At 42.1% G+C, this 13,509-nt stretch carries 13 protein-coding genes; 7 read left to right on the forward strand and 6 right to left on the reverse strand.

What is annotated here, in order from left to right; translation table 11 throughout:
- Window positions 1-20 precede the first annotated feature (20 nt).
- Genes C7457_RS04025 through mnmH form a run of 3 tightly spaced genes read left to right on the forward strand, consistent with a single transcriptional unit; the run spans window position 21 to window position 2,797 of the window.
- On the forward strand, window positions 21-1,076 hold the full coding sequence (locus C7457_RS04025; protein WP_121170226.1) for a DNA double-strand break repair nuclease NurA: 1,056 nt from the start codon (window positions 21-23) through the stop codon (window positions 1,074-1,076).
- Entirely contained in the window at window positions 1,066-1,779 is a 714-nt protein-coding gene (locus C7457_RS04030) for a class I SAM-dependent methyltransferase (RefSeq protein WP_170137346.1), read from the forward strand. Before C7457_RS04025 ends, C7457_RS04030 begins: the two co-directional genes overlap by 11 nt.
- Window positions 1,757-2,797, forward strand: a complete 1,041-nt coding sequence (mnmH, locus tag C7457_RS04035) for a tRNA 2-selenouridine(34) synthase MnmH (RefSeq protein WP_121170230.1) — start codon at window positions 1,757-1,759, stop codon at window positions 2,795-2,797. Before C7457_RS04030 ends, mnmH begins: the two co-directional genes overlap by 23 nt.
- Here the strand turns inward: mnmH and C7457_RS04040 are convergent.
- Window positions 2,776-3,786, reverse strand: a complete 1,011-nt coding sequence (locus tag C7457_RS04040) for an SPOR domain-containing protein (protein WP_121170232.1) — start codon at window positions 3,784-3,786, stop codon at window positions 2,776-2,778. The two genes, mnmH and C7457_RS04040, sit on opposite strands and share 22 nt — an antisense overlap.
- 110 nt (window positions 3,787-3,896) lie before the next feature.
- Between C7457_RS04040 and amrS the strand changes: the two genes are divergently transcribed.
- Genes amrS through C7457_RS04060 form a run of 4 tightly spaced genes read left to right on the forward strand, consistent with a single transcriptional unit; the run spans window position 3,897 to window position 8,124 of the window.
- Entirely contained in the window at window positions 3,897-4,904 is a 1,008-nt protein-coding gene (amrS, locus tag C7457_RS04045) for an AmmeMemoRadiSam system radical SAM enzyme (protein WP_121170234.1), read from the forward strand.
- Window positions 4,905-4,945: 41 nt separating this feature from the next.
- Window positions 4,946-5,404, forward strand: coding sequence for a YbhB/YbcL family Raf kinase inhibitor-like protein (locus C7457_RS04050; protein ID WP_121170236.1), 459 nt, complete (start codon window positions 4,946-4,948; stop codon window positions 5,402-5,404).
- 18 nt (window positions 5,405-5,422) lie between these two features.
- Window positions 5,423-6,688, forward strand: a complete 1,266-nt coding sequence (locus C7457_RS04055) for an MBL fold metallo-hydrolase (RefSeq protein WP_121170238.1) — start codon at window positions 5,423-5,425, stop codon at window positions 6,686-6,688.
- Window positions 6,685-8,124: a hypothetical protein gene (locus C7457_RS04060; RefSeq protein WP_121170240.1), complete on the forward strand. Its 1,440-nt coding sequence runs from the start codon at window positions 6,685-6,687 to the stop codon at window positions 8,122-8,124. Before C7457_RS04055 ends, C7457_RS04060 begins: the two co-directional genes overlap by 4 nt.
- Here C7457_RS04060 and C7457_RS04065 read toward each other — a convergent pair.
- From C7457_RS04065 to polX, 5 genes are all read right to left on the reverse strand, one after another.
- Entirely contained in the window at window positions 8,090-8,455 is a 366-nt protein-coding gene (locus tag C7457_RS04065) for a hypothetical protein (RefSeq protein ID WP_121170242.1), read from the reverse strand. The genes C7457_RS04060 and C7457_RS04065 overlap by 35 nt on opposite strands.
- Entirely contained in the window at window positions 8,442-9,365 is a 924-nt protein-coding gene (gene lpxC / locus C7457_RS04070; protein WP_121170244.1) for a UDP-3-O-acyl-N-acetylglucosamine deacetylase, read from the reverse strand. Before lpxC ends, C7457_RS04065 begins: the two co-directional genes overlap by 14 nt.
- 67 nt (window positions 9,366-9,432) lie before the next feature.
- Complete coding sequence (locus C7457_RS04075; RefSeq protein ID WP_170137363.1) at window positions 9,433-11,076, reverse strand: radical SAM protein; 1,644 nt, start codon at window positions 11,074-11,076, stop codon at window positions 9,433-9,435.
- A 103-nt stretch (window positions 11,077-11,179) separates the two neighbouring features.
- The gene (locus tag C7457_RS04080; protein WP_121170248.1) at window positions 11,180-11,695 is read right to left on the reverse strand and encodes an Hsp20/alpha crystallin family protein; all 516 of its coding nucleotides are present in this window, start codon (window positions 11,693-11,695) and stop codon (window positions 11,180-11,182) included.
- 71 nt (window positions 11,696-11,766) lie between these two features.
- A complete protein-coding gene (polX, locus tag C7457_RS04085; protein WP_121170250.1) occupies window positions 11,767-13,494 on the reverse strand; it encodes a DNA polymerase/3'-5' exonuclease PolX in 1,728 nt (575 codons plus the stop codon).
- Window positions 13,495-13,509: the final 15 nt, after the last annotated feature.

A 13,509-nucleotide genomic window follows, 5' to 3' on the forward strand; every position in this document is an offset into this window, starting at 1 on the left:
TAAGGGAAAGGAGAGGTAAGATGAAAATAAAGAGTTTCTTAATTGAAGTAGCCCTAAAGAAGAGGCATTTAGTTAAAGTTCACCAAGTTCCCGTAAAAGAACTTGAGGATAGGGTCAGAAAAAGGAAAATCTGGATAGATAAAATCCCTGAAGGGGAACCTATTCATCTACTCTCTGCAGTTGATGGAAGTAGAAATAAAAAGACCTACGCCGGCTATGTAGTTTACGCAGTCGGAGGGTGTTCGGTAAGGTTTAAAGAAGGCGTAATGGATGGGGAGGATTACACTGCAGAAATAGATCTATTAAAGCCGGAAGAGTACTCCGACTCAAGGTTAAGGGTTCTAATGGGCATAGTTGAAGCAAAACAGGCACTCAGGGAAATAGAAAACTCTTCAGAGGTTGTCCTTTTAGACGGTTCAATAGTAGGGGATTTTCTAAGGCCAGTCGTCTTTAACACTGAAATAAGCGATAGAGGAAAGGAGTGGGCGCTTAACTCCTTTGAAAAGTTAAAGGAGAAGTTTGATTTAAACAGGATAAACTCAAAAGATTTCTACGGTGAGGCTGAAGGGAGGTTTTCAGGAAGAGAGTTCCCGGTAGTAGTCGGTTTCCTTGAATATTTGGAGTATCTCTACAGCTACTACAAGCTAACGGAAGAGGGTAAGGGAAAAATAATTTCCGTTTCAAAACGTTCAAATTCCTGGAGCTACAAACTTGACCCTATACTTCCAGACATAGCAGTTTTAAACCTTATAAATCTACCTCCGGGATACTCCCAACCTTATAAGTCAGACTTAAAGGATAAGAAGTTTTCCTTTCCGGGGGAGTTTGAGGAGCTCCTATCTGAAAAGGAATTTACAACTTTCTACTTTAAACTTAAAAGGGGAATCTACAAGTGCGAAACCGATATGGATGTTGAAGATGCGCTAAAAATCCTTTCCTACTACGAAGTGGACGGTTACCCATTTCCCTTAAAGGAAGCCCACGTAAGAGTAAAAATAACTAACGAAGATATTGAGGAAATCGTAAAAATACTTAGGCACAGAGGAATAACTGGGAGGGAAGCCCTTGGAGAGTAACCCGTTTCACGGAGAAAAGGCTTTCAAGTATGATCTTTTCTTTAAAACTCCCTATGGAAAGGAAGTAAAAAGGCTTGAGGGAAAGCTCCTAAGAGAAGCATTAGAGGAGTTTAAACAGGGAGAGCTCCTTGAAGTTGGATGTGGAACCGGTATCTGGATAGAGTACCTGAGGGAATTCGGCTTTAAAGAACCTGTAGGACTTGATATCTCTAAGGATATGCTAAAAGTGGCAAAGGTTAAGGGGTTGAAAAAACTCGTAATAGGAAGTGCCACTTTCCTACCTTTTAAAGACAACTCCTTTGACGCAGTTTACTTTATGACCAGTTTAGAGTTTATAGTTGACAGGAAGAGGGCTCTCCTTGAGGCGGCCAGAGTATCAAAGAAGGCTGTTGTAGTTGGCTTTCTCAACTCCTACTCCCTTTTAAACCTATCAAGGAAGGTAAAGTCCCTCTTTAGAGAGAGCGTTTACTCAGGCATAAGTTTTCTAACTAGAGAGGAGTTAGAGAGACTTGCCAGATGGGTAGGAGGAAAGAGTAACTGTGCACTAAAGCTAGAAAGTTTTAAAACAACTCTTAATTTTTCTGTTGACGGTTTTGTAAACCCCAAACTTGAAGAGATACTGGGAGAGAACTTACCTTTTGGAGGATTTGGACTAACAAAGTTCAGGGTGATAAAGAGAGATGGAGCTGGTAAGGGAGATTGAGTTTGAAGAGGCCTACAGAAAAGGCTTTGCATTCGTAGACGTTAGGACGAAAGAGGAATTTGAAGAGTTTAGAATTCCGAGAGCCTACAACGTCCCCCTCTTTACGAAGGAAGAGAGGGAAAAAGTTTCAGAAGTTTACTACAGAAAAGGGGAAAAGGAGGCAAGGCTTTACGCCCTTGAGGTAGTTGGACCTAAACTTCATAGGATAGTTAAGGAAATTAAAGAGATAAAGGAAAAGGAGAAGAACGTTGTAGTTTACTGCTGGAGGGGTGGACTAAGGAGCCTTGCAGTTGCAGCTATTTGCAACCTAACAGGAGTTCACGTTTTCAGATTAAAAGGAGGGTATAGGGCATTTAGAAACTACATCCTAAAAAGAATGGAAGAAATCTTAAAGGATAAAGAAGTTATCGTCCTCTACGGGCCGACCGGAGTTGGAAAGACTAGACTTTTAAGAGAACTTAAAGGGGAAGGTTATCCCATTATTGACCTTGAGGGACTTGCAGGTCACAGGGGTTCTGTATTTGGAGGAATAGGTCTAGAACAACCGAGCCAGAAAATGTTTGACTCCCTTATCTGGAAGGAACTTGAAAACTTAAAGGATAGCCCTTTAATAGTCGTTGAAGGAGAGAGCAGGAAGATAGGAAAACTCTTCATCCCTGAACCCCTCTGGAAGAAGATGAACGAAGGTATCAAAGTACTGCTGGAGCTCCCCTTAGAGGAGAGGGTAAAGATCTCAATGGAGGACTACGGAGTAAGTAGGTTTCCAAAGGAAGTCTACTTAGAAGCCCTCAAAAGGATAAGGAAACTCCTTGGGGGAGAAAAGTACAAGGAGATAAAGGAACTAATAGAAAGGAAAAATTACCCTAAAGCAGTAAAAGAGCTCATGGTTAACTACTACGATAAACTCTACAGCCGTTCAATCCCCCAAACTCAAATTAAATTAAGATCCAAAAGTTATGGGGAAGGAAAAGAGAAAGTAAAGGAACTCTTAGATAATTACTTATGGAGTTCTGGATAAACCCACCTATTTGGTTTATAAGCACACTTCCTTAAAAAAGCATCTTTTACTCTCTCTTTAACTTTTTCTAAACTTTCCTTTGCTTTTTTCTTATCTTCCCAGAAACCTATTCTAAGAGTGTAGATATTATTTATTTTTTCAACCCTTACGTCAGGGAAAGAGTAAAAATTTCTCGTAAATTCTATCAGTTTAGTCGGTTTCCTATCACTTGCAACTTGAATGCAGTAATAGCTTTTATTCTCCTTTAAGGCAGGATTAGCTTTATCTTTTTCCTCCTTATCCTTAAGCTTTCTTTGTAAAGAAGTATCCTCTTGGAAGAATTCAATATTGGGTAAAAACTTATCTGATTGATCTAATCTGTTATTTGGCTCTGATATATTAAAATCAGAAATATCTTCCTCTTTGTTCTGCAACTTTTTATTAGATTCTTTAAACTTTGTCTCTTTTGAAGAATCAACATGGTATACAATTGTTACTGGTGAATTTTCTTTAAAGAAAACCTCCTTTATTCCTACAATGGAAGATATGAGAAAGGAGGTAAATAAACCAATTCCCAATAAGGAAACTTTTTTAATTTTCCTATCTATATTAGCCCTCTTGTATAAGGATAAAAGTTCTTCCCTCACTTCTTTATCTTGAGTGTAGTTCATAAAATCACTCGGAATCGATATAACTCTCTTTAACAAATAATTCCCAATTAAGAAACTTAAAAAATCTTCTTGATCTTCCGTTAGATTAACAAAACTACAATGTAATACCTTATCCCCTTTATCCTCACACTGAAGAGTAATATTTTCAATTACGATTTCATTATAGCCATCGTACGGAAAAACAAGACTTCCCTTTAAATTTCCTTCTTTTGCTAAATTCAAGAGTAAATCTGATCTTTCAACAATTACTCCTTTTTTTCCTAACTTTAGAATTTTTATTCGCTCTTCTCCTACTTGTAAGTAGGAAGGAATAGGAAAAAATCGCTCTTTTTCCCCCATGGTAATCTCCACTTGTATAGTGTAGATTTTTTATTTTACTAGAAATTTATTTGAGCATTCTACATTTTATATAGTATATAAATTATGAAAACACAACACTGGAGGGAGAGATGCCTACATTAACTGCAAAGTACTGGGAACCTCTTGAGGGGGGCAAAGTAAAGTGCACTTTATGTCCAAGAGAGTGCACCATACCCCCTAGAGGAAAGGGCTTCTGTCTAGTAAGGCAGAACAAAGATAGAAAGCTTGTAACAACAGTCTACTCTGAAATTACATCGGCAAACTACGACCCCGTTGAGAAAAAACCCCTCTACCACTTCCATCCCGGAAGGGTTATCTTCTCAATCGGGACAAACGGCTGCAACCTAGACTGTAAGTCCTGTCAAAACTGGGAAATAGCCAGACAGGATACTCCCCACATCAGACAGGTCTTTACTCCCGAAATGGCAGTAGAGTACGCAGGAAAGTACGACTCGGTAGGTATAGCTTACACGTACAATGACCCAATTATATGGTTTGAGTTTGTAAAGGACACTGCAGAAAAAGTTAAAGAGGCAGGACTAAAGAACGTTATGGTAACTAACGGAAACATCAACATTGACGCTTTGAGGGAGCTCCTACCCCTGATAGATGCTTTTAACGTTGACCTTAAGGGAATGGATAGAGAGTACTACCTCAAGTTCTCTTCCTTCCCGAACCCGAACGTTTGGAAAGTCTGTGAAGAGATAAAGAAGGCGGGAAAACACCTTGAGCTAACGAAACTCATAGTTCCAGGATTTGACGAATTCACTCCAGAGTACTTTGAGAGGTTTGCAAAGTGGGTTGCTGAGAACCTGGGAAGAGAAGTTCCTATGCACTACTCAAGGTTCTTCCCAGCCTACAAACTCCTCAACACTCCCCCAACCCCAGTTGAAGTTATAGATATGGCCTATGATGTTAGTAAGGAGTACCTCTACTACGTTTACGTCGGAAACGTAATTGAACCGGAAAGGGAATCAACCTACTGTCCGAAGTGTGGAACTCTCTTAGTCAGAAGAGTTGGATATAACACAGAGGTCCTCTTCACTCCAGACGGCAAGTGTCCAGAGTGTGGAAGGCCCGTAGACTTCGTCTTTTAAAATGTTAAACTGAAGGAAGAACCGAAATTGTGAGGAGAGAGATGAGGATATTTAGCCCGGCTTTTGGAAATGGAGAGTACATACCAATTAAGTATACATGCGACGGAGACGACATATCACCTCCCCTCCTGTTCCTTGACCCTCCGGAAGAGACCCAAAGCTTTGCAGTTTTAGTTGACGACCCGGACGCTCCGGTAGGCGTATTTACCCACTGGATCATCTACGACATACCTGGAAACTTTGAGGGACTTCCAGAGGACGTCCCTCCAGCCCCAGAACTTGAGTATGGAATAAAACAGGGGATTAACGACTTTAACAGAATAGGCTACGGAGGTCCGTGTCCTCCGCCGGGAAGGCCCCACAGGTACTTCTTCATCCTCTTTGCCCTTGACATTCCCTCAACCGGATTGCCTCCTGGAGCTAGAAAGGAGGAGTTTCTAAGGGCAATTGACGGTCACGTCTTAGCTCAGGACGAACTTGTTGGACTTTACGGTAGATAGGGTTTAAATTTCCTGCTTATGGAAAACCTATTCATACCTATAGGCGGTGGAAACGAAATAGGGGCAAGTTGCTACTTTTACCAAATTGGAGAAGTCAAACTCCTCATTGACTCGGGGATAAGGTTTTCTAAGAGGGAGCCTTTCCCCGACTTTGAATTCCTAAAAGCCCTATCCCCTGAACTTGATGCAATTATAGTAACCCATGCCCACGTTGACCACTGTGGAAGCCTTCACGTCCTTTCAGAGCTCTACCCAGAAACACCAATCTACACTACCCATGAAACAGCTCAACTCCTTGCCTTGATGGTAGAGGATGCAGTAAAGGTAAGGTACATAAACGAAAGGAATTCACCAGACCTTTGGAGAGAGTATAAACTCCTTGACCAGGCACTCTCACGGATTGAAAGAAGGGACTTCTTTGACAGGATAAAGGTAAAGGACGTTGAGGTAGTCCTCTACCCTGCCGGCCACATCCTTGGAGCGGCTTCGGTGGCAATGTTTTACGGAGAGGGGAGTTTAGCCTTCCATACAGGGGACATCTCATTAACTCCCCAAGAAACCGTTGAAGGGGCAGTCCTTCCAAAGGGAGAGAGGGTAGAACTCTTAGTTAGCGAAAGCACTTACCTATACGCAAGGAAAAGGTTTAACAGGGAAAGGAGCGTTGAAGAGTTCTTTAAGAGCGTAAGGGAAACTGTTGAAAGGGGTGGGAAAGTCCTAATTCCGGCCTTTGCTCTTGGTAGAGCCCAGGAGATAATCCTTCTGCTCTCAGAAGGAATGAGGATTGGAGAGATTCCTCCGATAACCGTCTACGTTGACGGACTTGCAAAAGAGGTTACAAACATATACGAGAGCCTCCTTGAAAGGGAAATATTTAACTACTACGTACAGCCCGCTCCTAGCTATCCAGGAATAAGTTTTGAGGAAGCCTGTAGGGAAAATTTAAGGGAGGCAGACTGTATACTCTCTACCTCAGGAATGTTAATGGAAGGAACTCCCTCCTTTATCTATGGAAGGATGATATCAAGGTGGAGGAGGAGCTCTATAATACTGAGCGGATACATGGTTGAAGAAAGCTTTGGATACAAGCTCCTTCACGATAAAAGCGTGCTGAAAGAGTTTAAGTGTCAAATAAGAAAACACCACTTTTCTGCCCACTCAGGGGGAGATGAAATAAAAAAGCTGAGAGAGGAACTCTCTCCCAAAAAGTGTGCCTTTGTCCACGGTTATCCTGGGAAAAAAGAGTTTAAAGAGCACGCCCACAACAGGGAGGTAATCAGGTTTTGAGGCTCTACCTGGGCTATCCCGACTCTGTCGGTGAAAGTGAGAGATTTAGACTAAAAGATCTGTTCCTAAAGGAAGTTTCAGTAGACTACTCATCAGTCCCGGTTGAAGTAAAGAAAAAGCTACTTTCACTACTTGATAACGTTGACAAGAAGAGGTACCTCTTTCTAGGAGAAGTTCTCTACGACGGAATTGACATCCTAGAATTTGCACTCTTTGGAGTAAATGTAAGGGATTACGACGAGCTGGTCCTCCCTGGATACCTCTACGGCAAACCGACCCACCTGATAAAAAACCTCCTAAAGGATACCTTTGGAAAAAGGTTTCCTGTAGTATACGACTTCAACCTATTTGATAGAAACACTATTGTTGTAAACGTTGGATACACAAGGAGCTCCATATCTTTTGGAGGGAAGCTACTTACGGTAATATCCTTAGGTGAGTTTCACTTTATTGATTTCTTTGGAAATTACCTATTTAACAGGTTTTTAGGGGAGACTGGAATATCAAACGCAAAGTTAAGGAAAGAGGGAGTTAGGGGAGACATCCTTGACAAGTGTAGAAGTCAGGCCGCAAGGATTCTGTTTGGAAGGACGTCAAAGGTTGAAATTCCTCAGTTTAACTACTCAAGGCCTATTTCAAAAGAGGAAATTGACCTTGTACTCTCCCCTTTAACCGGTTCTGCAAACTACGGGGAATTAATTGAAAAGGCAGCCGATTTCTCAAGTGCAGTAGTTAACTCTCTCTACACTTACGAGGAACTCTTCAGGGAAAGGCCAAAAGTTAAGGACGTTAAGTTAATCGGCAGGCTCACTTTTCCCTTTGAAAGGAGCCTTAAGAAGATTTTTCCAATTAAGGTTGAGAAAGTAAAAGAGGAGGAACTACTTAAAAGGGGAATAGTTAACAAAACTTTTAAGGTAGTAGTTGAAAAGCCTTCCTTTAAGGCAGAAGTGCTAAAACTGAATCCACTACAAGTTGAAGGCGTAAAAGGGGGAATTAGGGAACTACGTCACTTTTTTAGAAGTAGAGACCCGAAAGGCCTACCAATCATTGAAAGACTTACAGAAGAGCTTAAAGGTAAAGAGCTTGAAGACTTTGCCTACGAACTAATTACGGTTATAAAAAGGAGCTCTTTTAGAAGGAAAGAGGAGGTAGCATACCTCAACCACTCAATTGCAGCACTTACAAGGTTGGAACTCCCCGAAAGTCTACTCAAAAAAGCAGTTAAAGAGATAGAGAGGAGAGCCTTTAACTGGCAACTTCCCTTTGAAACGAAAGTAAACATCCTCTATTTCTGCTACAGAAACAGAGAAAAACTAAGGGGAAGTAATCTTGAAGTCTTTCCTTTCCTAATGCTCACTTACATAAGAAATAAAAAAGTAACGGAAGGAGAAAAGAACTTCGTTAGAACTGTTTGCGAGAAGTTCTACCTGAGCTGAGGTAATAGCAAGCAACCAGTGAAACCATTATAACTGAAGTGATCGTTAGAGCTAAGGAAAGTAAAACTAAGTAGGTAGAGTGAAACTTAACGAAAAGTAGGGAAGTAACTGCTCCGCCTAGGGAGAAAATTAGAAGGCTTTTAAACTTTCCCTCTTCAACTAAGAAGAAAACAAGGCTTGAAGCAAGGTTTAAGAAGAAGCACCTTAAGGAGAGAGTTTCAAACCTTACGTTAAAGGTAAGGTGGTAGTTAAGAAAGGGAACTGTAAGAATAATAACGATAAAAGCTATCGTAAGGGCTATCTGAAAGTAGTACTCATCAATCAGTCTCACAGAACCCTTCATCGGTTAAGAAATCAAGTCCCCTTTCTTCCCGATTCCTTTCAGGGAACTCTACAAGGTCGTAGAGCTTCTCAGAGTAAATTCTCTTGACTAAAGAAGCATTAAGGGCATGCCCTGTTTTATAGGCCGTTATCTTAGCCAAAAGAGGGTATCCTAAAACGTAAAGATCTCCAATTAAATCAAGAGTTTTATGGGCCACAAACTCATTCTCTAACCTTAAGCCCCCTTCGTTGAGGATGCCACAGTCGTCAACAACTATAGCGTTCTCTAAACTTCCTCCCCTGGCAAGGCCGGCAGCTCTTAAGGCTTCAACTTCCTGGTAGAAACAGAAAGTCCTAGCCTTTGATATCTCCCTAAAGTTCTTAAGGGAGTGTGTGTAAACCAGCCTTTGAAACCTAACCTTCTTGTAAGGGTGATCAAAGGAAATCGTGTTATCAACAACGAGGGTATGATGGGGCTCTGCAACTATCCTCTTATCCTCAAACTCTACAACTACTTCTTTCTTAAGTAGAGCGTATTTCCTCTTCCTAGAGAGCTCCCTTACACCTACTTCCTCAAAGAGATAGACGTAAGGGGCTGAACTGCCGTCAAGAATTGGAAGTTCCTCTGAGTCTAAGTAAACGAAGAGGTTATCTATACCGAAAGCAGAAAGGGCAGCCATAAGATGTTCAATGGTTTGAACTGAAACCGTTCCGTCTGAAAGGTTAGTTGCGTAAAAGAGCCTTGAAAGGTAGTGGGGAGAAACTTTTATTGAGGGAGCTCCCTTTAAATCTGTTCTTATAAAGACAATGCCGGTATCGGCTGGTGCTGGAACGAGCCTTACAGAGACTTTTTTTCCGGTATGAAGCCCTATTCCGCTGAACTCAACTTCCTGAGATAGAGTTCTCTGATATACCTGCATAGGAGCTCCCCAACTTTAGTTTGACTAATTATAGCTACCTTAAAAGCTTACTTATACCTAACTCTAATTAACCTTTTTGCAAATTTGCACTTCCTAGGCAGAGACCGCACACAGAACAGCCGGGAAAACAAGCAGGAGTAGCTTTCCTTTTATAAACGTTCTGGTATTCCCTCCAGAGGTAATCCTTCTTTATCCCGCTTTCCACAATCTCCCAAGGGAAGAGTTCGTCCCTCTCCCTCTCTCTAGTGTAGAGCTCCTCAAAAGGCAGACCCACCTCCTTTAGAGCTCTCCTAAAGTTCAAACCCTCCTTAACGGATCTCACAGCGGCAACTCCTAACCTCTCATCTCCCCTTGAGACAATAGCCTGAAGGACTGCATCTTTTACCTTCTCATAGGTTAGTTTAACGCCCGGTACTTTCCTAACCAACTTTGAAAGTCTCCTTATCTTCCTCTCTATAACGGACTTTGGATTTAAGCCGTACCACTGAAGGGGAGTAAAGGGTTTGGCTATTACCGGGTTAACCGATAGGTGAATTCCTCCCTTTACTCCCCTTTCCCTCCAGTAGTAAAGGCCTATCTCCCTAAATTTCTTCGTCATATCAACTATTGCTTCCACGTCCTCTTCCGTTTCACTTGGAAGCCCAATTAAGAAGTAAAGCTTTAGGTTTTCCGCCCCCGCTTCAAAAGCCCTCTCTGCAAACCTAAAGTAGGCCTCATCCTCCACCTTCTTATTTATTGCAAAGCGAAGCTCTTGAGAGCCAGCTTCGGGAGCAAGGGTAACAGTTTTTTGGCCAGACTCCTTTAAGATTTCAAAGATGTAAGGAGAAGTTGAAGAGGCCTTCAGCGAAGAGAAGGAAGCCTTTACGTTATACTTTTTGAGTATCCTGTAGAGCTCCTCCATCTTTGAGTAATCACTAACACCTGCACCTATTAAACCAACCCTGTCAACGTAGTTTGATGCAATAGCTATTTCCTCCTCAACAACCTCTATCTCCTTCTCCCTATAGGGCAATCCCATGTAAGATGCAACGCAGAACCTACACTTCTCTATACATCCCCTGTTTAGTTCTATGAGGAACATCTCCTTAAAGGCGGTCCCTTCTGAAATGAAACAGGAGTGGCTAGGAACTTCCGGAAAGAGGGGAGAACGTAATATCCTCTTTTTAGGTCCTTCAAAGAAGGATACTTTAAGGCCTTCATATTTGAAAGTGTAATCCCCCGAAATCAGGACATTATCAAAGTCGGATAGAGTCTCTAAGTTAGGTCTATTCCTAAAAGCTGAGATAACTTCCTCTAACCTTCCTTCAGCCTCACCTAGGTAAATGGCGTCAAATATGGGAAGGAAAGGGGAAGGGTTGTAGAAAAGCCCTATCCCTCCTCCCAAAAGGAGGGGAGCCTCTTTTCTCTTCTCCCTCAAAGGTTCAATTCCCCAGGAACTAAGCAGCTTAATAACTTCAAATAGGTGGTTTTCGTAAGTAACGCTAAAGGCAATAACGTCAAACTCAGTAGGGGAAAGTGATAGGAAGAAGGACTGGTTGTAATCTGAGAAAATAAGGTCGCAGGAGACGCCCTCAATTGAGTTTAGGAGGGTATATATCCTGTGAACAGCAAGGCTTGAAAGGCCTGCTTTTTCAGGCCCCGGATAGGCCAGGAGAACTTTTAAATCGCCAGGCTCTAAAACTAAATGGGAACACTTCCTTACTAATAGCAGACAGAACCTCCTTCTTAGAAGTGATTCTCAATAAATCTAATCTATCCAAAGAAAAAGAAAAGGCCCGCTTTGAGCGGGCCTGGAGTTGGCTTTTAAGAGTAAATTACTTTTCCTCTTTACCTTTATCCTTACCCTCTTCCTTCTTCTCCTCAGGCTCCTTAACGATAATCTTAACCTCCTTCCTTGCAGACGCGGCTTTAGGAAGGCGGATTTCAAGAACTCCTCTATCGTAGTAAGCCTCAATTCCCTCTTCTTTAACCTCTACAGGTAGCGGAATAACCCTTTGGAACTCACCGTAGAAGGTTTCACTAAAGAAGACGTTATCCTTCTCCTCTTTTTCCTCTTTCTTCTTAACTCCCCTGATAATTAGGTAGTTACCGCGAACTTTAACGTCAATGCTGTCCTTATCAAGACCTGGCATTTCAGCCCTTACAACGATTTCATCTGGAGTCTCATACATCTCAATCTTCGGTTCAAAGCCCATTTCAAAGCCCGGGAGCTCCCTACCAAATCCCCTCATCATCTGTTCCATCATACGTTCCATTTCCTGCATGTAACGGAACATATCCTCAAAGGGGTCAAATCCTCTCCTTCCTCTTCCGAAGAATCTTCCAAACATCTCTCCCTCCTTAAAAAAGTTTTGAAATTTTCTCTAAATTTTATTTTAGGTCCATAAAAATACCTTTGCAACTACTTTACTCCAAACTTCCTCCTCTTATCCCTTACAAACTTCTGAAGGCTCCTTAAAATAAGGGTATTTATAACGTCCTTACCTTCTACCCAACCCCTCCTGGCCGTTCCTACACCGAGCTTAATCATCCACATGTGATCTACGTGGTGGGAATCTGTATTTATTACCAGCTTAACGTTAAACTTCTTAGCCAATCTACAGTGAGCATCCTTCAGGTCTAAACGGTTGTAGTAGGAATTAACCTCAAGGGCAGTTCCAGTCTCCGCTGCCGCCTTCATTATCCTTTCAAGGTCAAGGGGATAGCCTTCCCTCTGGCCAATAATCCTACCGGTGGGATGGGCTATTGCATTAACGTAAGGGTTGTTTATTGCCTTTAGTATCCTTTCTGTATTGTCCTGGTTAAACCTTGAGTGAATAGCCGCTATAACGAAGTCAAGCTGAGAGAGAATCTCATCGGGATAGTCAAGTGAACCGTCTGGAAGGATGTCAACTTCAGCCCCTTTCAGTATCTTAATCTTCCCCGAATACTTCTCATTTAGCTTATCTATCTCGTAGTTCCTCCTTAGGAGGTCTTCTTCACTAAGTCCATTTGCAACCTTTAGGCTCTTTGAATGGTCAGATATTGCAATGTACCTGTAGCCCATTTCAATGGCCTTCTTAACGTAGTCCTCAATCGTTGAAGCTCCATCGGACCAGTTGGAGTGGATGTGAAGGTCTCCCCTTATTTCATCGTAACCTACCAAGTTGGGTAATTTGTGCTCAAGGGCTGCCTCAATCTCCCCAGTATCCTCCCTAATCTCAGGAGGAGGAGTATCCATACCTAAAGCCGAGTAAATCTCTTCCTCAGTCTTCCCGGCAATCTTCTCCTCTCCTTTGAAGAGGCCGTACTCGTTCAGCTTATAACCTAGCTTTAAACAGATAGTCCTTAAGTGGATATTATGGGCCTTTGATCCTGTAAAGTACTGAAGGGCTGCCCCATAGGAGTCTGGTTCAATAACCCTTAAATCAACCTGTTCTCCCTCCTCAACTATAACCGTTGCCTTTTTAGTTCCCTTCCACAAGACTTCTTTAACGTTGGGAAGGTTAACGAAAGCTTCTATTATCTCTAGGTTGTTCTTTCCGCTAGCAAGGATATCAATGTCTCCAACTGTTTCCTTCATCCTCCTCGTTGAACCACAAACTGAAATCCTCTCAACTGCAGAGTGTTCTTTAAGTTGATTAACGATCCTATCTGCAATAAAGACGGCAACTCCAAGGAGTATTCTCCCTCCGCTCTTTTCGTAGAGCTCTATGCCCTTCTTTATCTTCTCAACCTTCTTCGGGCCAAAACCGGGAAGTTTGAGTAAATCCCCCCTCTCAATGGCCCTCTTTAGGTCCTCAATACTCCTCACTCCAAGCTTTTCATAGAGGAGCTTTACAGTCTTTGGACCAACTCCGGGTATATCAAGGAGGGTGAAGATCGTATCCGGAACCTGCTGTTTTAAGCGCTCAAACTCCTCAATTTTACCGGTCCTGAGAAACTCAAGGATTTTAGCCTGTAACCTCTGTCCAATTCCCGGAAGTTGAGAGAGTTTTCCCTCCTTAGCAAGAACCTCTATATCCTCAGAAAGATCCCTAATTAATCGGGCTGCATTCCTGTAAGCCCTTATGTGGTAGGGGTTATCTCCCATAAACTCAAGGATATCTGCCCACTTATCAAATATGTCTGCAAGTTCTTTATTCTTCATCTCTCCCTCCTAACC

The sequence above is a fragment of the Thermovibrio guaymasensis genome, assembly GCF_003633715.1.
Lineage (GTDB): Bacteria > Aquificota > Aquificia > Desulfurobacteriales > Desulfurobacteriaceae > Thermovibrio > Thermovibrio guaymasensis.